The sequence below is a fragment of the Streptomyces sp. P5F9 genome (assembly GCF_057961495.1).
Genome location: NZ_JBXVPZ010000057.1, coordinates 12,748 through 32,059 on the forward strand (window position 1 = coordinate 12,748; position 19,312 = coordinate 32,059).

The window sequence follows — 19,312 nt, forward strand, 5'->3', positions numbered from 1 at the left end:
GTCGGGCATCGGACCGCGTGGCGTGGGCACCGCCGGCTGTGAGAGGGACGGGAATGGAACCGACCGAGAGCGCCCCCCCGGACTCACTGCTGCGCCGGCTCACCGGCGCCTGGCGGGAGAGCCGTTGGGGAGCGCGCCCCGTGGAGCGTCCGGGCGCCCAGCCGCGCGCCACCGGACAGTACTCCACACCTGATGCCCGCCACTCCGCGCCACTCTCGTCCGACCCCTCCGCAGGGCTGCCGGGCGGCGACGGCGACCGCCATCTGAACTGGCCCGCGCTGCCCACGGCGGTCGTGGTCGCGGCCGGGTTCGTCCTCGGCGCCGGCTTCTTCCGGGCGTTCACCGGCGATCACGCGCTCTTCCCGTCCGGCACGGTCGGCTGGTCGCTCGCCGTCCTGACCGGCATCATCGTCGGCCACCTCGTCGCACTCGGCCGCGCCCGCTGGTGGGGCGGCACCGGCTCGGGCGCCGCCCTCACCCTCGGCGTCCTGCTGCTCTACGGCTGGGTCGCCGCAGGCATGGTCAGCCTCACCGTCGTCGTCCTGGTCGGCATAGCCCGCCGCAACCGCTGGCGCCAGGGCATCCTGCACGGCGCGGTGGACATCCTCGGCATCGCCGCCGGCGCACTCGTCCTGGGCGCCTTCGGCCGGGTGCCGTCCGTCGAGACGCCCTGGAACCCGGACACCTGGACGGTCTACACCGCCCCCGAAGTGGTCCTGGTCGCCGTCGCCTATCTCGCCGTGACCCGCACCCTGCTCTGGTATCTGCACGCCCCGCGCCACGGCGGACTGCCCACCGTCGCCCGCACCGCCCTGCTCAGACAGGGCCTGGTAGCCGTAGCACTGCTCGGCATCGCACCACTCATCTGCGTGGTCGCCGTAGCGCAGCCGGTCCTGCTGCCCCTCTTCTCGATCCCGCTCATCGCCCTCGACTCCACCCTGTGGATGGCCCGGGCCAGAGCCGAGGAACAACTACGCGACCCGCTGACCGGGCTGCCCAACCGGCAGTGGCTCCTGGAGCGCATCTGGACCGCCCTGGACGACGCCGAGCGCATCGGCGCCAAGGCCGCCCTCATGCTGATCGACCTGGACCGGTTCCGGTCGGTCAACGACACCCTGGGCCATCTCGCCGGTGACCGGCTGCTGTTGCAGATAGCCGACCGGCTGCGGGTGGCGCTGCCGCGCGGGGCGGAGGCCGCGCGGCTCGGCGGCGACGAGTTCGCCGTCCTGCTGCCCGTCGCCGACTCCACGACGTCCGCGACCCGGGTCGCCCGCAACCTCGTCGCCGCGCTCAGCTCCCCGCTCGACCTCGACGGGCTCACCCTCGTCCTGGAAGCCAGCGCGGGCGTCGCCGTCTTCCCCGACCACGCCCTCGACGCCGAGGGGCTGCTGCGCCGGGCCGACGTCGCGATGTACCAGGCGAAGCGGGACCGTACGGGCGTCGAGGTCTACGAGTCCAAGCGGGACTCCAACACCCCGGACCGGCTCGGCCTGTTGGGTGATCTGCGCCGCGCCCTCGACGCGCACGAGGTGCAGCTGCACTACCAGCCCAAGGTCCGCTTCGACGGCCAGGTCGCCGGCCTGGAGGCGCTGGTGCGGTGGGTGCACCCGGAGCGCGGGAAGGTGCCGCCGGACGAGTTCATAGCGATCGCCGAGTCGTCCGGGCTGATGCCCCACCTGACGGAGTACGTGCTCGACACGGCCCTCGCCCAGGTCGCCAGATGGCGCGCCCAGGGCCTGTTCGTACCGGTCGCGGTGAACGTCTCCCCGCGCGACGTCCACACCCCCGGCTTCGCCGGCTCGGTCGCCGCGCGCCTCGCCCGGCACGGCGTCCCGCCGGGCTCCCTCCAGCTGGAGATCACGGAACACGTCCTCCTGGAGGACCCCCAGCGCGCCGCCGACACCCTCAACGGGCTGACCGGGCACGGCGTGAAGATGTCCCTCGACGACTTCGGCACGGGGTATTCGTCCCTGGTGCATCTACGGCGGCTGCCGGTCAGCGAGTTGAAGATCGACCGGTCGTTCGTGGCCCGGCTCGCGGTCGACACGGAGGACGCGGAGATCGTGCGGTGCACCGTTGATCTCGCGCATTCGCTGGGGTTGCTCGTCGTGGCTGAGGGGGTTGAGGACGACGAGACGTGGGAGCGGTTGCGGGATCTGGGGTGTGACGCCGTGCAGGGGTGGCTTGTTGCCGCGGCTATGCCTCCGGAGGACATGACGGCGTGGTTGCGGGCTCGGGGGTCTCGGGGGTGGCAGCGGCCTCGGGCTGCGCTGCCTGCCGCTGCTGCGGATGATCCGGGGCGGATTGGCTGAGGTCGCTGCGCCTATTGGGGCGGGGGCTTCTGTTTGTTCGCGAGTGCCGGTTCGTTGTGGCTTGTCGCGCCCACGCGGCGGAGCCGCAAATTGACACAGCCCCGCGCCCGTAGGGGGGTTCAGCTCACGCCTGTTGTGAAGTGGGCGATCAACAGCGCCAGGCGTTGGGCGTGGGCCTTTTCCGGTAGGCGGCCGCTGCGCATCAGCGTGACCAAGCCATGGAGGCCCGCCCAGTACGTCTCCGTCAGCAGGCCCGGGTCGTCGCCCTCGGCCGCGATGGGCTCGACGGCCTGGAAGATCTCGCCGAAGGCCGCCTGCAAGGGCGCCGGTGCCTCCGGGGTGGCGAACGGCAGGTCGACCATGTGCGTGAACATCGCGTCGTAGAGGGCCGGGCGGCGGCGCGCGAACGATGTGTACGTCTCGCCGACCGCGCTCAGCGCCCCGCGCGTGCCCTTCGCCGCTGTGCGCGCCGTGCGCAACTCGGCGGCCAGTACGGCGCAGCCCTCCACCGCCACCGCCGCCATGATCGCGCCCTTGTCCTTGAAGTGGCTGTAGAGGACGGGCTGGCTGTACTCGATCTCGGCTGCCAGGCGCCGTGTTGTCACGGCGTCCCAGCCCTCCGTCTCGGCCAGTTCCCGTGCGGTCGAGACGATCAGTTGCTCCCGCTCCGCCCGCTCGCGCTCCCGGCGCGTCTGAATCGTCATGGCCCGGATTCTAGCATCGCTAGCGTTCCTGTCGACGCTCTGCTAGCTTCGCTCCAAGAGCTAGCGCTGCTAGAAAACTGCCGTGAGGAGAAGTGACGTGACCATCACCGCCTACACCCTGGCCGTCGTGCTCGACCTGTTCTGCCTGTTCCTGGGCTACCGGTTCCTGTTCCAGCCGGGCCCCGCCGCCGCCGGTTACGGGGTCCCGGCCGATCCCGCGGGTGACGCCGGCGCCTACCTCACGATCAAGGGCCTCAGGGACGGCACGCTGGGTCTGGTGGGCCTTGCGGTGCTGGCCTTCGCCGGGGCGCATGCCGAGGCCTGGTTCATGCTCTGCGTCGCGGTCGTGCCGTTCGGCGACACCCTGATAGTGCTGCGCCACGGCGGAGCGAAAGCCGTGGCCTTCGGGATCCACTTCGCCACGGCGATCGTTGTACTGATCAGTGCCGTGCTGCTGTTCCTTGTCTGAGCCGTCCGAGCCGTACTCCGCCTTCTCGTCCGAATCCCTCTCATCCGAGCGAGGTCCCGAAATGTCGCTGCTCGTACCGAAGTTCGACGAGTCCGTGATCGTGCGCGATGCCGAGGCCGAGGTGGTGGGCCGGGCGCCGACCACCGTGAAGCTGCTGGCGGACAGCAGCGCGACCGGCGGTGCGCTGTCCACCCAGCGCGTCACCCTCAGCGGGGGAGCGGACGGCGCGAAACCGCACTGGCACGACAACTCCGCCGAGATGTTCTTCCTGCTCGACGGCGCCGCCGAGATCCTCTCCGGCGACCAGGTCGTCACCGCCGGACCCGGTGACCTGGTCGTCGTCCCGCCGGGCCTGCCCCACGCCTTCGCCGCCGCACCCGGCACCGACGCCGACCTCCTCATCGTCATCACACCCGGCGTCGAGCGCTTCGAGTACTTCCGTCACCTGCGGCGCATCGCCCTCGGAGAGGTCGGCCCGGAGAGCCTCCTGGAGGTGCAGGAGCTGTACGACAACCACTTCACGAAGAGCCCGGTGTGGGACGCGCGAGGCCGGTGACCGGGGCTCCGGAGAAACCGTTTAACGGCTGAGGGCCCCCGCCCCATAGGATTGGCGCCAAACCACACACACTCACCCCAGAGGAACGCTGCATGCCTGGCATCACGCGCGAGGAGGTCGCCCACCTCGCCCGGCTGGCGCGTCTGGAGCTGAAGCCCGAAGAGCTCGAACACTTCGCGGGACAGCTGGACGACATCATCGGCGCGGTCGCCCGCGTCAGCGAGGTCGCCGACCAAGACGTACCGCCGACCTCCCACCCGCTGCCGCTGACGAACGTCATGCGCGCGGACGAGGTCCGTCCCTCGCTCACCCCCGAGCAGGCGCTCTCCGGCGCCCCGGCCCAGGAGCAGCAGCGTTTCAAGGTGCCGCAGATCCTGGGGGAGGACTAACCACCATGACGGACCACAGCAGCATCATCCGGCTCACCGCCGCCGAGATCGCCGCGAACATCGCGTCCGGCGTGCTCACGGCCGTCGAGGTCACCGAGGCCCACCTCGCCCGTATCGAGGAAGTCGACGCGAAGGTGCACGCCTTCCTGCACGTCGACCGCGAGGGTGCCCTCGCGCAGGCCCGCGCCGTCGACGAGAAGCGGGCCAGGGGCGAGCAGCTCGGCCCCCTGGCCGGCGTTCCGCTCGCGCTCAAGGACATCTTCACCACCGAGGGCATCCCGACCACGGTCGGCTCCAAGATCCTCGAAGGCTGGATCCCGCCGTACGACGCGACCGTCACCAAGCGGCTGAAGGCCGCCGACGTCGTCATCCTCGGCAAGACCAACATGGACGAGTTCGCCATGGGGTCCAGCACGGAGAACAGCGCTTACGGGCCCACCGGCAACCCCTGGGACCTCACCAAGATCCCCGGTGGCTCCGGCGGCGGTTCCTCCGCCGCGCTCGCCTCCTTCCAGGCGCCGCTCGCGATCGGCACCGACACCGGCGGCTCCATCCGCCAGCCGGCCGCCGTCACCGGCACGGTCGGCGTCAAGCCGACGTACGGCGCGGTCTCCCGCTACGGCATGGTCGCCTTCTCGTCCTCCCTCGACCAGGGCGGGCCCTGCGCCCGTACGGTCCTGGACGCGGCGCTCCTGCACGAGGCCATCGCCGGACACGACCCGCTCGACTCCACGTCGATCGACGCCCCGGTCCCGCCGGTCGTCGAGGCCGCCCGCAACGGCAGCGTGCAGGGCATGCGCGTCGGCGTCGTCAAGCAGTTCCGCGGCGAGGGCTACCAGGCCGGCGTCATCCAGCGCTTCGACGAGGCCGTCGCCGTACTGAAGGAACTGGGCGCCGAGATCGTCGAGCTGGACTGCCCGTCCTTCGACCTCGCCCTGTCGGCGTACTACCTGATCGCGCCCTCCGAGTGTTCCTCCAACCTCGCCCGCTTCGACGGCCTGCGCTACGGCCTCCGTACAGGCGACGACGGCACCCACTCGGCCGAAGAGGTCACCTCCATCACCCGCGAGGCGGGCTTCGGCCCCGAGGTGAAGCGCCGCATCATGCTCGGGACGTACGCGCTGAGCTCCGGCTACTACGACGCGTACTACGGCAGCGCCCAGAAGGTCCGTACGCTCATCACCCGCGACTTCGAGAAGTCGTTCGAGAGCGTCGACGTGATCGTGTCGCCTACGACGCCGACCACCGCCTTCCCGATCGGCGAGCGTGCCGACGACCCGATGGCGATGTACCTCGCGGACCTGTGCACCATCCCGACCAACCTGGCGGGCAACTCGGCCATGTCGCTGCCCTGCGGTCTCGCGCCGGAGGACGGTCTCCCGGTCGGACTGCAGATCATCGCGCCGGCGCTGAAGGACGACCGCCTTTACAAGGTCGGCGCCGCCGTCGAGGCCGCCTTCGTGGAAAAGTGGGGCCACCCGCTGCTTGAGGAGGCACCGTCGCTGTGAGCAACGCACTGTCGAAGGCCAAGGGCTTCAAGAAGTCCAAGTCCGGCACGTATGTGTCGATGGCCACCACCGCGTTCGGCGCGCTGGGTGTCGCCAAGCAGATCAAGAAGGCGCGCACCGAGCACGACACGCTCCGTCTGATCGACGCCACGGTCTCCGCCGTAGCGATCGTCACCGGCCTCGCCATCCTGTACCGCGAGCTGAAGCGGCTGGGCGACGACGACGTCCTGCTGGGCTGAGAGGGAAAGTTCACCGTGACCACCACGACCGACCTGGAGTCGTACGAGGACGCCCTTGCGTCGTACGACCCCGTCATGGGCCTTGAGGTCCATGTCGAACTCGGCACCAAGACCAAGATGTTCTGCGGCTGTTCGACCGAACTGGGCGCCGAGCCCAACTCGCAGACCTGCCCGACCTGCCTCGGCATGCCCGGCGCGCTCCCGGTCGTCAACGCGATCGGCGTCGAGTCCGCGATCAAGATCGGCCTCGCGCTGAACTGCGAGATCGCCGAGTGGTGCCGCTTCGCCCGGAAGAACTACTTCTATCCGGACATGCCGAAGAACTTCCAGACCTCCCAGTACGACGAGCCGATCGCCTTCAACGGCTACCTCGACGTACAGCTGGAGGACGGCGAGACCTTCCGGGTGCAGATCGAGCGCGCCCACATGGAGGAGGACACCGGCAAGTCGCTGCACGTCGGCGGCGCGACGGGCCGTATCCACGGCGCCTCGCACTCGCTGCTCGACTACAACCGCGCCGGCATCCCGCTCATCGAGATCGTCACCAAGCCGATCGAGGGCGCGGGGGAGCGTGCTCCCGAGGTCGCGAAGGCGTACGTCGCCGAGCTGCGCGAGCTGATCCGGGCGCTCGGTGTGTCGGAAGCCCGCATGGAGCAGGGGCAGATGCGCTGCGACGTGAACCTGTCGCTGCGCCCGCACGGCCGCGAGAAGTTCGGCACCCGGAGCGAGACGAAGAACGTCAACTCGCTGCGTTCCGTGGAGCGTGCCGCCCGCTACGAGATCCAGCGCCACGCCGCGGTGCTGAACTCCGGCGGCACGATCATCCAGGAGACCCGCCACTTCCACGAGGACACCGGGTCCACGACCTCGGGCCGCGTGAAGGAGGAGGCGGAGGACTACCGGTACTTCCCCGAGCCGGACCTGGTGCCGGTGGCCCCCTCGCGCGCGTGGGTCGAGGAGATCCGCACCGGGCTGCCCGAGCAGCCGCTGGCCCGCCGCAACCGGCTGAGCGAGGAGTGGGGGATCACCGCGTTCGACATGCAGTCGATCCTCAACGCCGGTGCCATCGACCCGATCGTCGCCACGATCGACGCGGGTGCGGACTCGGCCTCCGCGCGCAAGTGGTGGATGGGTGAACTCGCCCGCAGCGCCAACGAGTCCGGCAAGGCGCTCGACGAGCTGCCCATCACGCCGGAGCAGGTCGCCCGGGTCACCGCGCTGGTGACCGCCGGAGACCTGAACGACAAGCTGGCCCGCCAGGTCATCGAAGGCGTCCTCGCCGGCGAGGGCACCCCGGACGAGGTCGTCGAGAAGCGCGGCCTGAAGGTCGTCTCCGACGACGGCGCCCTCACCACCGCCGTTCAGGAGGCCATCGCCGGCAACCCGGGCATCGCCGACAAGATCCGCGGCGGCAAGGTGGCGGCGGCCGGTGCGCTGGTCGGCGCGGTCATGAAGGCCACCCGAGGCCAGGCCGACGCGGCCCGCGTCAAGGAGCTCATCCTGGAGCAGCTGGGCGTCAGCGAGGGCTGAGCCCGGTCGTAGGAATTCAACAGCCCTGGGGGGATGCATCGGTTGCGATGCATCCCCCCAGGGCTGTCACGTCAGAGGCGGCGCCCCACGACGCGTGTGAAGCCGATCAGATGGTCCACGTCGGCGTGCACCAACTCCACCGACGTGCGCGCCATGTCCGCCATGAACTCGCTCGGGCTTTCCTGGGCACACACCTCGCTCCACAGCAGCCAGTCGCGCCATCCGTCGGGCAGCCAGTCGGCCGTCTCGACCTCCACGGCCCTGCCGCGGGTCCAGTGGCTGCGCCACCAGGCGGGGGAGTGGAACGCCCAGAAGCCCGGGTCCCCTTCCCAGTACTGCTTCAGATGCTCCGGCGCCTCGTCGCCCGTCAGTTCCTCCCGCAGTGCGGGCATCACGACGCCGATCCGGCCACCCGGCTTCAACAGCCGGGTCAGGGTGGGCAGATAGAGGTCGGCGGTACCGAAGTACTGGTAGGCGTCGACCGACACGATCGCGTCGAACGTGCCGTCCCCGAAGGGGAGATCATGCGCCTCCACCCGGAGGGGGAGGACTCGGTCGGCGACGCCCGCCTCGGCGATCCGTACGGCGTTCTCCTCGGGCTTCACCCACAGGTCGGCGGCGGTGACCTGGAGGTCGTACTCCTTGGCGAGGAAGACGGAGGTCATGGCGCGCCCGCAGCCCAGGTCCAGGACACGGGCGCCCGGGCGCAGGGTGTCCAGGCCGAGCGCCGGGGCCAGCCATTCCAGCAGCCACAGGGCGTGCGGGCCCATCTGGTTCTCGATGGTCCAGCGGGCGTCGTAACCGCTGCTGCGTGGATAGCGGGGATGGGTCAGGCGGGCGGTCAGGTCGGTGTCCGGCATCGGTGAACGGTGTCCTCCGGTTCTGCGTAGGTTCCTATGAGGAAGCAACGAGATTGTGGAGGACGTCGGTTGGCCGCGCACCAGGTTTCTCAGGCGGAGGCGCTACGCTCGCCCGCCATGGACGGACGCGGAGATTCCGAGATACCGGACTTCGGGGACACGGCGCTGGACGCGCGGCGGGCCCGGTGGACGGCCGGGCTGACCGGTGCCGTGCTGGCCATCGCGGGGGTGGCCGCGGCGGTGTTGCGGGCGAGTGGGTCCGGGCCGGTGCTCGTTCCGGCCGCCTATGCGGTGGGCGCGGCGGTGTGCGCGCTCGCGTCCGTGCTCGGGTCCAGGGGCCGTACCAGACGGGCGCTTTGGCTGCTGGTCGTCGGGGCGATGGTGATGGCGCTGGGGGACCAGTTCGACTGAGCCGCGGTCAAGGCGGCAGTCCGGGCTACAGAGTTGCCGTTACTGTCCTGTGATCTGGCTCCCACTCCCGTGATTCGGCGCACGAACGTCATGAACGATCATTTTCTGCTGCAAGAGTGGGCTCCGTATTGCTCATGCGTTCTTTGCGGGCTGTTCATCCCTTGAACCAGGATTCCCGGTCAAAGATCCACAATTCGCCATCCCCGGGAGCGCGTTCGTGGCAGCCCTTGCCCGCTGGTGTGTTCGGCACCGCCTTGTCGCCGTCCTGTTGTGGCTCGTCGCGTTCGGCGGGGTCACCGCGGCCGCCGCCGTCACCGGCTCGGCGTACTCGAACGACTACGAGGCCCACGGCACCGAGTCGGGTCGTGCGGCTCAGTTGCTCAAGGAGGGGTTTCCGGATCTCGGCGGCGACAGCGACACCGTCGTCTGGCGCACCTCACCCGGCTCCGTCCGCGCGGCCGCCGTCGAACAGACCATGACCGGAGCCCTGGACAGGATCGCCGACCTGCCCGGAGTCGCCTCCGTCGTCAGTCCGTACGACGGACAGGGCACGGGCCGGATCAGCGCCGACGGACGGACCGCCTACGCGACCGTCACCTTCGCGCACCAGGCCGAGGACATCGACAAGTCCGAGGCACAGGCGGTCGTGAGCGCCGCCAAGGCCGCCCGGACCGACGGACTCCAGGTCGAGTTGGGCGGCAGCGCCATCGCGCTCACCGAGGCGTCGAGCGGGCACACCGCCGAGATCGTCGGGGTCGCCGTCGCCGCCCTCGTGCTGTTCCTCGCGTTCGGGTCGCTCGCCGCATCGCTGCTGCCCATCGGCACCGCCCTGGTGAGCGTCGGCACCGCGTACGGGGCGATCGTGCTGCTCGGGCACGCCATGACCGTCGCCGACTTCGCGCCCATGCTCGGCATGCTGATCGGGCTCGGCGTCGGCATCGACTACGCGCTGTTCATCGTGACCCGGCACCGGCGCGGGCTGAAACGCGGGCTGTCCGTCACCGAGGCGGTCACCAACGCGGTCGTCACCACCGGGCGCGCGGTCGTCTTCGCGGGCGCCACGGTGTGCATCGCCCTCCTGGGGATGCTGATCCTGCGGCTCGGCTTCCTCAACGGGGTCGCGATCGCCGCCTCGTTGACCGTGGTGCTCACCGTCGCGGCCTCCGTGACGCTTCTCCCGGCCCTGCTGTCCTTCATCGGCCCCCGCGCCCTCAGCCGCCGCGAACGGCGTCGACTGGCCGAGCACGGGCCCCAGCCGGAGCTCCCCACCGGCCTCGCCGCCCGCTGGTCCGCGTTCGTCGAGCGCCGGCCTAAACTGCTCGGCACCCTCGCCCTGATCGTCATGGCCGTCCTCGCGCTACCCACCCTCGCCCTCCACCTGGGCACCTCCGACCAGGGCAACGACCCCAAGGCGTCGACCACCCGCCAGGCCTACGACCTCCTCGCTGGGGGCACCTCCCGCTCGAAGAGTGGGGGAGGATTCGGCCCCGGAGTCAACGGCCCGTTGACCCTCGTAACCAAGATCGACGGAGCCGAGGACAAGCTCACCCTCGACAACCTCGACGCCACCCTCCGCACCACCGAGGGCGTCGCCTCCGTGACCCCGGTGACCTACGACGCCGGCGGCTCCACCGGGTACTTCAGCGTCGTACCGGACTCGGCACCGCAGTCGCAGAGGACCAGCGACCTCGTCGACCGGCTGCGCACCGAGGTGCTGCCGCGGGCCGAGACGGGCACCTCGCTCGACATCCACGTCGGTGGCGTGACGGCGAGCTACGACGACTTCGCCGACGTGATCGTCGGCAAGCTCCCGCTGTTCGTCGGGGTCGTCATCTCGCTCGGCTGTGTCCTGCTCCTGCTCGCCTTCCGGTCGATCGGCATCCCGCTCAAGGCCGCCGCGATGAACGTCGCCGCCGTGGCCGCCGCCTTCGGGGTCGTCGTCGCGATCTTCCAGTGGGGCTGGGGGAGCGAGTTCCTGGGCCTCGGCCGGGCAGGGCCCATCGAACCCTTCCTGCCCGTGATCATGGTGTCGGTCCTTTTCGGGCTTTCCATGGACTACCAGGTCTTCCTGGTGAGCCGGATGTACGAGGAATGGCTGGAAACCGGCGACAACCGCCGCGCCGTCCGCATCGGCCTCGCCGAGACCAGCCGGGTGATCAACTCGGCCGCCGTCATCATGATCTCGGTCTTCCTCGCCTTCGTGCTCAGCGGCGACCGTGTGATCGCCATGTTCGGCATCGCGCTCGCGTCCGCCGTCGCCCTGGACGCCTTCGTGCTGCGCACCCTCCTGGTGCCGGCCCTCATGCACCTCCTGGGCGGCGCCAACTGGTGGCTGCCCCGCGGCCTCGACCGCGTCCTGCCCCGCATCAGCATCGAGCCCCCCGAGTGCCGCGCCGCCCATGAGAGGCTGGCCGCCGCGACGGACGCCGAGGTGGCGGACGTCCTGGCGAAGGAGCAGGATCAGGATGTACGCGATATCCCTGGGTGACGACGGGGCCGAACTGCGTCCCCTGGAGCCGTGGCACGCCGAGGAGTTCCTCGCGCACCTGGACCGCGGCCGCGAGTTCATCGGCCAGTTCATCGCCTTCGGCTCCAAGGCGACGGACGTCGACTCCACGCGGGCCATGCTCCAGCGCTACGCCGACCTCCGCGCCGCCGACGAAGCGTCCCTGCACGGCATCTGGCTCGACGGCAAGCTCGTCGGCGGGGTCCTCTTCCTGAACTTCCACGCCGACCAGGGCAACTGCGAGGTCGGCTGCTGGCTGGAACCCGCCGCTGCCGGGCGCGGACTGATCACCCGCGCGATACGGATTCTCATCGACTTCGCGATCGAGCGGCGCGGCATCCACCGCGTCGAATGGCACGCGGCCGCAGGCAATGAGAAGAGCCTGAATGTTGCCCGCCGCATGGGCATGACCAGGGACGCGATCCTGCGCGAGTCACACCCCCACGGGGGGCTGAGGCACGACATAGAGGTGTGGTCCGTGCTCGCCCCCGAGTGGCGCGAGGCACGCGCGCGTGCGCAACACAGCGATCTTTAAGGAACTTCTCAGACTTCACCCCTACCGTGCGCATCATGGGTACCAAGACTGTTGACGAGGCCGCGAACGAGGCCACCGAGGTGAAGAGCGACGCGGAGACCGTCGATGTCACCAAGACCGACGAGGAAGTGACCGAGCAGGACAGCGCGAACACCGAGGCCGAAGCCGCCGAGGACGAGGACGACCTCTCCGAGGAGGAGTACGCGGCCGAGCTCGCGAAGCTCCAGCTGGAGCACCCCGAGGAGGGCCCCTCCGGCGTCGGCCAGGGCGCGGCCGCGGTCGTCTCCGCCGCGCTGGGCTTCATCTCCCTCTCCGGCGGCTGGATCGGCACCGTCGCCGGCGCCCGCGAGACCCTCGTGGGCCAGCTCCACACCGCCTCCACCGCGAGCGTGGCCACCCAGATCAAGGAGGTCTACGGCGACGCCTGGCACACCACCGCGCTGTGGGCCGGCATCTTCGCCCTGGTCGGCGCGCTCGTCGGGGTCGCGGCTCTCATCCGCCCCGCGTTCGGCACCCCGGGCAAGCCGCAGGCCACCTGGATCAAGTCGGTCGCCTGGGCGGGCGTCGCGCTCGGTGTCGTAGGACTGCTCCTGGCCGTCCTGAAGTACACCGACGTCCTGCTCAGCCTGCCGTCGGCCACCTGACCGCCGGCTCGCGCCCACCGCACGTAACCAGGGGTCTTAGGGCCTCCGTAAGCACCTTACGGAGGCCCTAAGACCCCTTACGCATGTCTGAGGTCCGCCCGGCCCCGCAAGATGCGGAACTCTCCCGATGTGGCGGACCCCCCTTGGAGACGAAGGTTGAGGCATCGCAGAAAGCGAAGTCGAAAACCGCCTCCATCAAGGGACTTGAGATGTACGAGTACGAACTCCACCAGATCCGTTCCGCCGAACTGCGCCGGCAGGCCGCCAACGAGCGGCTGGCCCGCGAGGCCGTGCGCGGGGCCCGTGCCGCCCGTCGCGAGCAGGCCCGCCGGGCCGCCGAGGGGGAGGTGCATACCCAGCGCCCCCGCAGGCACCTGTTCGCCCGCGTCTCGTGACCGTCCGGGCCCGGGAGGACGGCCGTACGGCGCCCGCCCGGCAGGTTCGCGGGGCGCTCCTCCCCGCGGCCGCCCTCCCGAAAACCGGTGCCGCGTTGTCAGACCCGCGTGACATGCTCGCAGGCGTGGAGACCAGGTCCGTCAGTCCGGTCTTCGTCGGCCGTACCGACGAACTGGACACGCTGAACGATGCGCTCGCCCGCGCCGCCGCGGGCGAGCCGCAGGCGTTGCTGCTGGGCGGCGAGGCGGGCGTCGGCAAAACCCGGCTCGTCGAGGAGTTCGCCACCGCCGCCTGCCGCCGCGGTGCCGTCGTCGCGCTCGGCGGCTGTGTCGAGATCGGCGCGGACGGACTGCCCTTCGCCCCGTTCTCCACCGCCCTGCGCGCGCTGCGCCGCGAACTGCCCGACGAACTGTCCGCCGCGGCCGCCGGCCAGGAGGAGGAACTCGCCCGGCTGCTCCCCGAGTTGGCGGAGACGGCCACCTTCCAGCGGGCCGGCCGGCACGACGAGGAGGGCATGGCCCGCCTCTTCGAACTCACCGCGCGCCTCCTGGAGCGCGTCGCCGCCGAGCGCACGGTCGTCGTCGCCCTGGAGGACCTGCACTGGGCCGACGCCTCCACCCGCCACCTCCTCGCCTACCTGTTCCGCACCCTGCGCACCGGCCGCCTCGTCGTCCTCGCCACCTACCGCGCCGACGACATCCACCGCCGCCACCCGCTGCGCCCCCTGCTCGCCGAACTCGACCGGCTGCGCACGGTCCGCCGGATCGAACTGGGCCGCTTCAACCGGCAGGAGGTGGGCCGCCAGATCGCCGGCATCCACGCCGCCGAACCGGACCCCGCCCAGGTCGACGAGATCTTCGAACGCTCCGACGGCAACGCCTTCTTCGTCGAGGAACTCGCCGTCGCCGCCCACGACGGCTGCCGCAGCAACCTCACCGACTCCCTGCGCGACCTGCTCCTCGTCCGGGTCGAGTCACTGCCCGAGAGCGCCCAGCGGGTCGCCCGGATCGTCGCCGAAGGCGGCTCCACCGTCGAGTACCGGCTGCTCGCCGCCGTCGCCCGGCTCGCCGAGGACGACCTCATCGAGGCGCTGCGGGCCGCCGTCGGCGCCAACATCCTCCAGGCGGCCCCCGGCGACGACGGCTACCGCTTCCGCCACTCCCTGGTCCGCGAGGCCGTCGGCGACGACCTGCTGCCCGGCGAACGCTCCCGCATCAACCGCCGCTACGCCGAGGTCCTGGAGGCCGACCCGACGCTCGTCCCGGCCGACCAGCGCGTCATGCGGCTGGCGAGCTACTGGTACCACGCCCATGACGCCGCCAAGGCCCTCCCCGCCGTCCTGGACGCCTCCGTAGCGGCCCGGGGCCGGCACGCCCACTCCGAGCAACTCCGGCTCCTGGAGCGGGCGATGGAGCTGTGGGACACCGTCCCCGACGCCGTACGCGCCGGACTGCGCCCCGTCGACTACACCGAGGTGTACCCTCCCTGCGGCTGCGACCCGGAGACCACACCCCTGCGCTACCTCGACCTGATGGCGGAGGCCGCCGTCGCCGGGCGGCTGAGCGGGGAGCGCGAGCGCGCCCTGAAGATCACCAAGCGGGCCCTGCACCTCCTGGAGGACGAGGGCGACCCGCTGCGCGCCGCCTGGTTCTGGGTGCAGCGCTCCGTCCTGGTCCGGTCCCTGTCCCGGGGCGACGGCTGGCCGGAACTCGCCGCCGCCCAGGAGCTGGTCCGCGGCCTGCCGCCCTCCGAGGTGCACGCGGAGGTACTGGCCAAGGTCGCCGGCTGGTCCACGGTGCACGTGCCGGGACCGGACGCCTACGTGGCCGCCGAGCGGGCGGTCGAGTACGCGCGCATGGTGGGCGCCCGCGAGATCGAGCTGGACGCGCGCCTCACCCTGGCCGGCCTCATGGTCGTGTCCGGCGACGTCGAGGCGGGCCTCGCCGACCTGGCCGAGGTGAACGAACGGACGGTCGCCGAGGGCATCTCCACCGTGGCCGGCCGCAGCTATGTGAACCTTCCCTCGTTCCTCGAAACGGTCGGCCGCTCCCGCGAGGCCGTGCCCATCCTGGAGACGGGACTCGCCTTCGCCAAGAAATTCGGCCAGTTCGACAAGGAGGCGTGGATCTGGGGAAACCTCGCCGAATCCCTGTTCACCCTGGGGCGTTGGGACGAGGCCGCCGAGGCCGCGATCAACTCGCAGCGTGTGGACCAGAGCGCCAAACCCCGCGGCTTCCACGCCCGTCTCCGCGCCGAACTCGCGCTCGCCCGCGGCGACCTGTCCGAGGCCCGCCGCCAACTGGCCGCCGCCCGCGAGCACTTCGGCACCCATGACGTCGCCCCCCAGCACCATCTGCCCCTGGAGCGGATCGAACTCCAGATCGCCACCGCCGAAGGCCGCCTCCTCGACGCCCGCGCCACCCTCGAACTCGTCCTGGACTCCGGTTTCCTCCCCGGCACGCACTTCGAGGTCTGGCCCCTGCTGGTCACCGCGGCCGTCGCCGAGACCCAGGCCGTCGGCCTGCCCGTCGCCGACCCCGGCCGCGCCAAGATCCTCGAACGCATCCGGGAGGCCGCCAAGCCGGTCCCCACCAACGTCCCCGTCTGGCAGGCCCACGAACGCTGGCTCCGCGCCGAACTCCTGCACGCCGAGGGCCGCTCCACCCCGGACGACTGGTCCGAGGCGGTCGCGGCCTTCGAATGCCTCGACCGCCCCTACGACCTCGCCCGCGTCCGGCACCGCCTCGCCGAAGCGCTGCTGTCCGATCCCGACGGGGGTGACGACGAGCGGGACCGCGCCACGGAACTGCTCCGCCTGTCCGCCGCCGTCGCCGACCACCTCGGCGCCCGCCCGCTCGCCGACGCCGTCGCGTTGCTCGCCCAGCGGGCCCGGCTGACGCTCACGAAGGTTCCGGCGGGGAGAGTGGCCCCCGCCGACCCGGCCGACCCCGTCGAGGCGCTCGGCCTCACCAGCCGCGAGCTGGACGTCCTGCGGCTGGTCTCCGTCGGCCGCACCAACCGGCAGATCGCCGAGGAACTCTTCATCTCCCCGAAGACCGCGAGCGTCCACGTCTCGAACATCCTCGGCAAGCTCGGCGTCTCGGGCCGGGGAGAGGCGGCCGCCGTCGCCCACCGCCTTGAACTGTTCCCGCCCGACCCGCTCACCGTGCGCTCCGCACGATGAGTCGTACGCTGTAGGGGACCGGCACAGGGGAGGCGCCGTGTTCAACATGTTCGAGGAGTTGTTCTCACCGGGCCGCAAGCACACCCAGGACGAGGCCAACCGGCTTGAGCTGACCAGGGTCGACGTCGCGGACGGAGACCCCGGGCGGGGGCCGATAGACCTGGAGTCGGGCAGGGTTGTGGTGCGGTTGCGCGAATCTGGGGCGGAAGCCGAGTCCGGTGCCGCATCCGATTCGGGCGCTGATGCCGGTTCCGAAACCGATCCCGGTTCTGAAGCCGGTTCCAGCGCCGGGTCCGATTCCGGCCCCCTTCCCGCTGCCGAAGCCGATTCCCGCACCGAGGCCGGTTCTAGTACCGGGCCCGACTCCCAGCCCCGTCCTGACGCCACCCCAGAGCCCGAACCCGAGTCTGCTTCCGGGGCCGCTCCGGAGTCCGAGCCCGAGGCCGCTTCCAACCCGGAGCCCGCTTCCGCTCTCGATCTCGACCGGGAGTCCGCTCCCGATCCCGGCCCGGAGTCCGAGCCCGCTCCGGAGTCCGAGCCTGCTCCGGAGTCCGAGCCCGCTCCGGAGTCGGAGTCCTAGACGAGTAGTTCCGATTGCGGGGTTCACGGACGCAGGGAGGGTGTCCAACATCGGGTTGTGACGACCGAGTTGAACACCCTCTTGACCGCACTGTACGTGCACGTCGATGACCATCTGAAGACCCCGCGGTGGCGTGGCCGCCCGCCCCGGCTGACCGACGCGGAGCTGGTCACCCTTGCCGTGGCCCAAGCGGTGCCGGGCTTTCACTGCGAGGCCCGCTGGCTGCGCTTTGCCCACGCCCACCTGCACGGACTGTTCCCCTATCTGCCCCAGCGGCCCGCCTACAACAAGCGCCTGCGGGCCGCGCTGGGCCTGGTCAAACGAGCCATCCGATCCCTTGCCGCAGACACCGATCTGTGGCTGGACCCGGTATGGATCGTGGACTCCACCCCCGTGGAGTGCGCTCGCTCCCGCGAGACCGTCAAGCGCTCCGACCTGGCCGGCTGGGCGAACTACGGCTACTGCCACTCCCATTCCCGTTTCTACTGGGGCCTGAAGCTGCATGTGGTGTGCACCCCGGCCGGCCTGCCCGTCACCTGGGCCCTGGCAGATCCCAAGATCGACGAACGGCAGGTGCTGGCCGCCCTGATCGACAACGAACCCGGGCTCTCCGCTGACCGGGCCGACCTGCTGATCCTGGCGGACAAGGGCTACATCGCGGCCGAACTCGACCGCTTCCTCACGGCCCGGGGCATCAGCCTGCTGCGGCCCTCCTACCGCAACCGCGGCACCCCACGGCAAGGAGAAAGCCTGCTCAAGACGGTGAGGCAGCTGATCGAGTCGGTGAACGACACCCTCAAGGGCCAACTCGACCTCGAACAGCACGGCGGCCGCACCATCGAAGGCGTCGGCGTCCGAGTGGCCCAGCGGATCCTGGCGATGACATGCGCGATCTGGCACAACCGCACCATCGGCGCACCCATCACCAGGTCACTGATCGCATACGACCACTGAGCCACATCGGAACTACTCGTCTAGGTCTCTCCCGCCCCTGAGTCCGACCCGGAGATCGCTCCCGACCCCGAGGCCGCTCCATCGTCTGGGGCCGAGCCGCTGGGGCCCGTGTCGCCCCGGTCCGCTCCCGCGTCCGGATCTGCCTCGCCCGGGTCTGTGTCACCTGGACCTACGTCACCCGGATCTCCAGAATCCGGTCGTCGCCTGGCTTGGGTGTGCCCCGGCCGTCCGTGTTGCTGGTGATGAGCCACAGCTTGTCGTCGCCGGCCGAGACGACCGTGCGCAGGCGGCCGTACTCGCCGGTGAGGAAGGCCTGCGGGGCGGCGGACGTCTTCGTGCCGTTCAGGGGGATGCGCCACAGGCGCTGGCCCTTGAGGCCCGCCATCCATATGGAGCCCTCGGCATAGGCGATGCCGCTGGGGGAGGCGTCGTCCGTGTGCCACTGGGTGATCGGGTTGTGGTACTTGGGGTTGTCGCCCTTGCCTTCCGCGTTCGGCCAGCCGTAGTCGTCGCCCGGTGTGATCGCGTTCAGCTCGTCCCAGGTGTCCTGGCCGAACTCCGAGGCGAACAGGCGCTGTTTGGAGTCCCAGGCGAGGCCCTGCACATTGCGGTGGCCGTACGTGTACACCGGCGAGTTCGGGAACGGGTTGCCCGGCGCCGGGTCGCCCTCCGGGGTCAGCCGAAGGATCTTGCCGCCGAGGGACTTCTTGTCCTGCGCCAGACCCCGCTGACCGCTCTCGCCCGTGCCCGCGTACAGCATGCCGTCCGGGCCGAAGGCGATGCGCCCGCCGTTGTGGATGTAGCCCTTGGGGATGCCCTTGAAGATGGTGTCGGGCGCGCCCAGCTGTTCACCGGCCGGCTTCTTCTCGTCGTACAGGACGCGGACGATGCGGTTGTCCGAGGCCGAGGTGAAGTACGCGTAGATCATGTGGTCCGAGGCGTAGTCCGGGGAGAGCGCGATGCCGAGGAGACCGCCCTCGCCGGCCGCGGAGACGCCGGACACCTTGCCCAACTCGGTCTTCTTGCCGGTCTTCTCGTCGATCCGGGTGATCGTGCCGTCGTCGCGCGAGGACACGAGCAGGTTCCCGTCGGGCAGGGGGGCGAGGCCCCAGGGCGTCTTCAGGCCCTCGGTGACGGTGCGCAACACCTTCACGGAGCCCTTGGCGGGCGGGGTCTGCTCGGCGGCCTGCTGGGAGGGCGAGGCGCCCGTAGCCGTACCACCGGACGACGTACCGGAGGACGCACTCGTGCCGTCGCCCGGGGACCCACCCCCGTCGGAGGAACAGCCGGCCGTCAGCAGGAGCGCGGACACGGCCAGGGCGGCCGACACGACTCGACGTTGCACGATCAGGTCCTTTCGACGGGCGGGTTCTACTTTTCATACACCGCTCGCGCCGCCCGGGTTCCCGATCACCGCGCACCGACGCACGATCGAGCCGTCGGGCCCGGAGAGCGGGGGCGCCGGTCGGTCCCAGGTTCCGGAACCGGTACGGCTGTCAGTCCCGAAGCCGGAGAAGCCCCTGTCCCCTCAGTCC

General features: G+C 70.7%; 18 protein-coding genes. 15 read left to right on the top strand and 3 right to left on the bottom strand.

Annotated elements, in window-relative coordinates:
* Positions 1-53: 53 nt before the first annotated feature.
* A complete protein-coding gene (locus AC31A1_RS12835; RefSeq protein ID WP_489653411.1) occupies positions 54-2,312 on the top strand; it encodes a putative bifunctional diguanylate cyclase/phosphodiesterase in 2,259 nt (752 codons plus the stop codon).
* Positions 2,313-2,431: 119 nt separating this feature from the next.
* On the opposite strand, the gene AC31A1_RS12840 is transcribed toward AC31A1_RS12835, so the two are convergent.
* A complete protein-coding gene (locus AC31A1_RS12840) occupies positions 2,432-3,016 on the bottom strand; it encodes a TetR/AcrR family transcriptional regulator (RefSeq protein WP_489653412.1) in 585 nt (194 codons plus the stop codon).
* Between the two features lie 97 nt (positions 3,017-3,113).
* On the opposite strand from AC31A1_RS12840, the gene AC31A1_RS12845 reads away from it, so the two are divergent.
* The 6 genes from AC31A1_RS12845 (at position 3,114) to gatB (ending at position 7,707) form a co-directional block, all read left to right on the top strand.
* Complete coding sequence (locus tag AC31A1_RS12845; protein ID WP_489653413.1) at positions 3,114-3,485, top strand: DUF4267 domain-containing protein; 372 nt, start codon at positions 3,114-3,116, stop codon at positions 3,483-3,485.
* A gap of 61 nt (positions 3,486-3,546) precedes the next feature.
* Positions 3,547-4,041, top strand: a complete 495-nt coding sequence (locus tag AC31A1_RS12850; RefSeq protein ID WP_489653414.1) for a cupin domain-containing protein — start codon at positions 3,547-3,549, stop codon at positions 4,039-4,041.
* A gap of 92 nt (positions 4,042-4,133) precedes the next feature.
* Positions 4,134-4,430 carry an Asp-tRNA(Asn)/Glu-tRNA(Gln) amidotransferase subunit GatC gene (gene gatC, locus AC31A1_RS12855; RefSeq protein WP_007384860.1) on the top strand — a complete coding sequence of 99 codons (297 nt, stop codon included), beginning with the start codon at positions 4,134-4,136 and terminating at the stop codon, positions 4,428-4,430.
* Between the two features lie 5 nt (positions 4,431-4,435).
* Positions 4,436-5,938: an Asp-tRNA(Asn)/Glu-tRNA(Gln) amidotransferase subunit GatA gene (gene gatA / locus AC31A1_RS12860; RefSeq protein ID WP_489653415.1), complete on the top strand. Its 1,503-nt coding sequence runs from the start codon at positions 4,436-4,438 to the stop codon at positions 5,936-5,938.
* On the top strand, positions 5,935-6,177 hold the full coding sequence (locus tag AC31A1_RS12865) for a hypothetical protein (protein ID WP_355920893.1): 243 nt from the start codon (positions 5,935-5,937) through the stop codon (positions 6,175-6,177). The genes gatA and AC31A1_RS12865 overlap by 4 nt, the downstream gene beginning before the upstream one ends.
* 15 nt (positions 6,178-6,192) lie before the next feature.
* Positions 6,193-7,707, top strand: a complete 1,515-nt coding sequence (gene gatB / locus AC31A1_RS12870; RefSeq protein WP_489653416.1) for an Asp-tRNA(Asn)/Glu-tRNA(Gln) amidotransferase subunit GatB — start codon at positions 6,193-6,195, stop codon at positions 7,705-7,707.
* Positions 7,708-7,778: 71 nt separating this feature from the next.
* Here the strand turns inward: gatB and AC31A1_RS12875 are convergent, their stop codons facing one another.
* Positions 7,779-8,567, bottom strand: a complete 789-nt coding sequence (locus AC31A1_RS12875; protein WP_489653417.1) for an SAM-dependent methyltransferase — start codon at positions 8,565-8,567, stop codon at positions 7,779-7,781.
* Between the two features lie 117 nt (positions 8,568-8,684).
* Here AC31A1_RS12875 and AC31A1_RS12880 point away from each other — a divergent pair, with 117 nt between their 5' ends.
* From AC31A1_RS12880 to AC31A1_RS12915, 8 genes are all read left to right on the top strand, one after another.
* Entirely contained in the window at positions 8,685-8,978 is a 294-nt protein-coding gene (locus AC31A1_RS12880; protein WP_489653418.1) for a hypothetical protein, read from the top strand.
* Between the two features lie 217 nt (positions 8,979-9,195).
* On the top strand, positions 9,196-11,466 hold the full coding sequence (locus AC31A1_RS12885) for an MMPL family transporter (RefSeq protein WP_489653419.1): 2,271 nt from the start codon (positions 9,196-9,198) through the stop codon (positions 11,464-11,466).
* On the top strand, positions 11,444-12,019 hold the full coding sequence (locus AC31A1_RS12890; protein ID WP_489653420.1) for a GNAT family N-acetyltransferase: 576 nt from the start codon (positions 11,444-11,446) through the stop codon (positions 12,017-12,019). The genes AC31A1_RS12885 and AC31A1_RS12890 overlap by 23 nt, the downstream gene beginning before the upstream one ends.
* 35 nt (positions 12,020-12,054) lie before the next feature.
* Positions 12,055-12,663, top strand: a complete 609-nt coding sequence (locus tag AC31A1_RS12895) for a hypothetical protein (RefSeq protein WP_489653421.1) — start codon at positions 12,055-12,057, stop codon at positions 12,661-12,663.
* Between the two features lie 143 nt (positions 12,664-12,806).
* A complete protein-coding gene (locus tag AC31A1_RS12900) occupies positions 12,807-13,058 on the top strand; it encodes a hypothetical protein (protein WP_489653422.1) in 252 nt (83 codons plus the stop codon).
* Between the two features lie 113 nt (positions 13,059-13,171).
* Positions 13,172-16,243 carry a helix-turn-helix transcriptional regulator gene (locus tag AC31A1_RS12905; protein WP_489653424.1) on the top strand — a complete coding sequence of 1,024 codons (3,072 nt, stop codon included), beginning with the start codon at positions 13,172-13,174 and terminating at the stop codon, positions 16,241-16,243.
* Positions 16,244-16,289: 46 nt separating this feature from the next.
* Entirely contained in the window at positions 16,290-16,823 is a 534-nt protein-coding gene (locus AC31A1_RS12910; protein ID WP_489653425.1) for a DUF6191 domain-containing protein, read from the top strand.
* Positions 16,824-16,880: 57 nt separating this feature from the next.
* Positions 16,881-17,777 (top strand): IS982 family transposase, encoded by an 897-nt coding sequence (locus AC31A1_RS12915; protein WP_489653423.1) that lies wholly within the window; start codon positions 16,881-16,883, stop codon positions 17,775-17,777.
* Positions 17,778-17,946: 169 nt separating this feature from the next.
* On the opposite strand, the gene AC31A1_RS12920 is transcribed toward AC31A1_RS12915, so the two are convergent.
* Entirely contained in the window at positions 17,947-19,107 is a 1,161-nt protein-coding gene (locus AC31A1_RS12920) for a PQQ-dependent sugar dehydrogenase (protein WP_489653426.1), read from the bottom strand.
* Positions 19,108-19,312: the final 205 nt, after the last annotated feature.

Excerpts from the sequence above, each read along its gene's own strand:
- AC31A1_RS12880 (WP_489653418.1), top strand. The coding sequence starts at position 8,685 with ATGGACGGACGCGGAGATTCCGAGATACCGGACTTCGGGGACACGGCG.
- AC31A1_RS12840 (WP_489653412.1), bottom strand. The coding sequence starts at position 3,016 with ATGACGATTCAGACGCGCCGGGAGCGCGAGCGGGCGGAGCGGGAGCAA.
- AC31A1_RS12910 (WP_489653425.1), top strand. The coding sequence starts at position 16,290 with ATGTTCGAGGAGTTGTTCTCACCGGGCCGCAAGCACACCCAGGACGAG.
- gatC (WP_007384860.1), top strand. The coding sequence starts at position 4,134 with ATGCCTGGCATCACGCGCGAGGAGGTCGCCCACCTCGCCCGGCTGGCG.
- AC31A1_RS12850 (WP_489653414.1), top strand. The coding sequence starts at position 3,547 with ATGTCGCTGCTCGTACCGAAGTTCGACGAGTCCGTGATCGTGCGCGAT.
- AC31A1_RS12835 (WP_489653411.1), top strand. The coding sequence starts at position 54 with ATGGAACCGACCGAGAGCGCCCCCCCGGACTCACTGCTGCGCCGGCTC.
- AC31A1_RS12895 (WP_489653421.1), top strand. The coding sequence starts at position 12,055 with ATGGGTACCAAGACTGTTGACGAGGCCGCGAACGAGGCCACCGAGGTG.
- gatA (WP_489653415.1), top strand. The coding sequence starts at position 4,436 with ATGACGGACCACAGCAGCATCATCCGGCTCACCGCCGCCGAGATCGCC.
- AC31A1_RS12875 (WP_489653417.1), bottom strand. The coding sequence starts at position 8,567 with ATGCCGGACACCGACCTGACCGCCCGCCTGACCCATCCCCGCTATCCA.
- AC31A1_RS12905 (WP_489653424.1), top strand. The coding sequence starts at position 13,172 with ATGCTCGCAGGCGTGGAGACCAGGTCCGTCAGTCCGGTCTTCGTCGGC.
- AC31A1_RS12890 (WP_489653420.1), top strand. The coding sequence starts at position 11,444 with ATGTACGCGATATCCCTGGGTGACGACGGGGCCGAACTGCGTCCCCTG.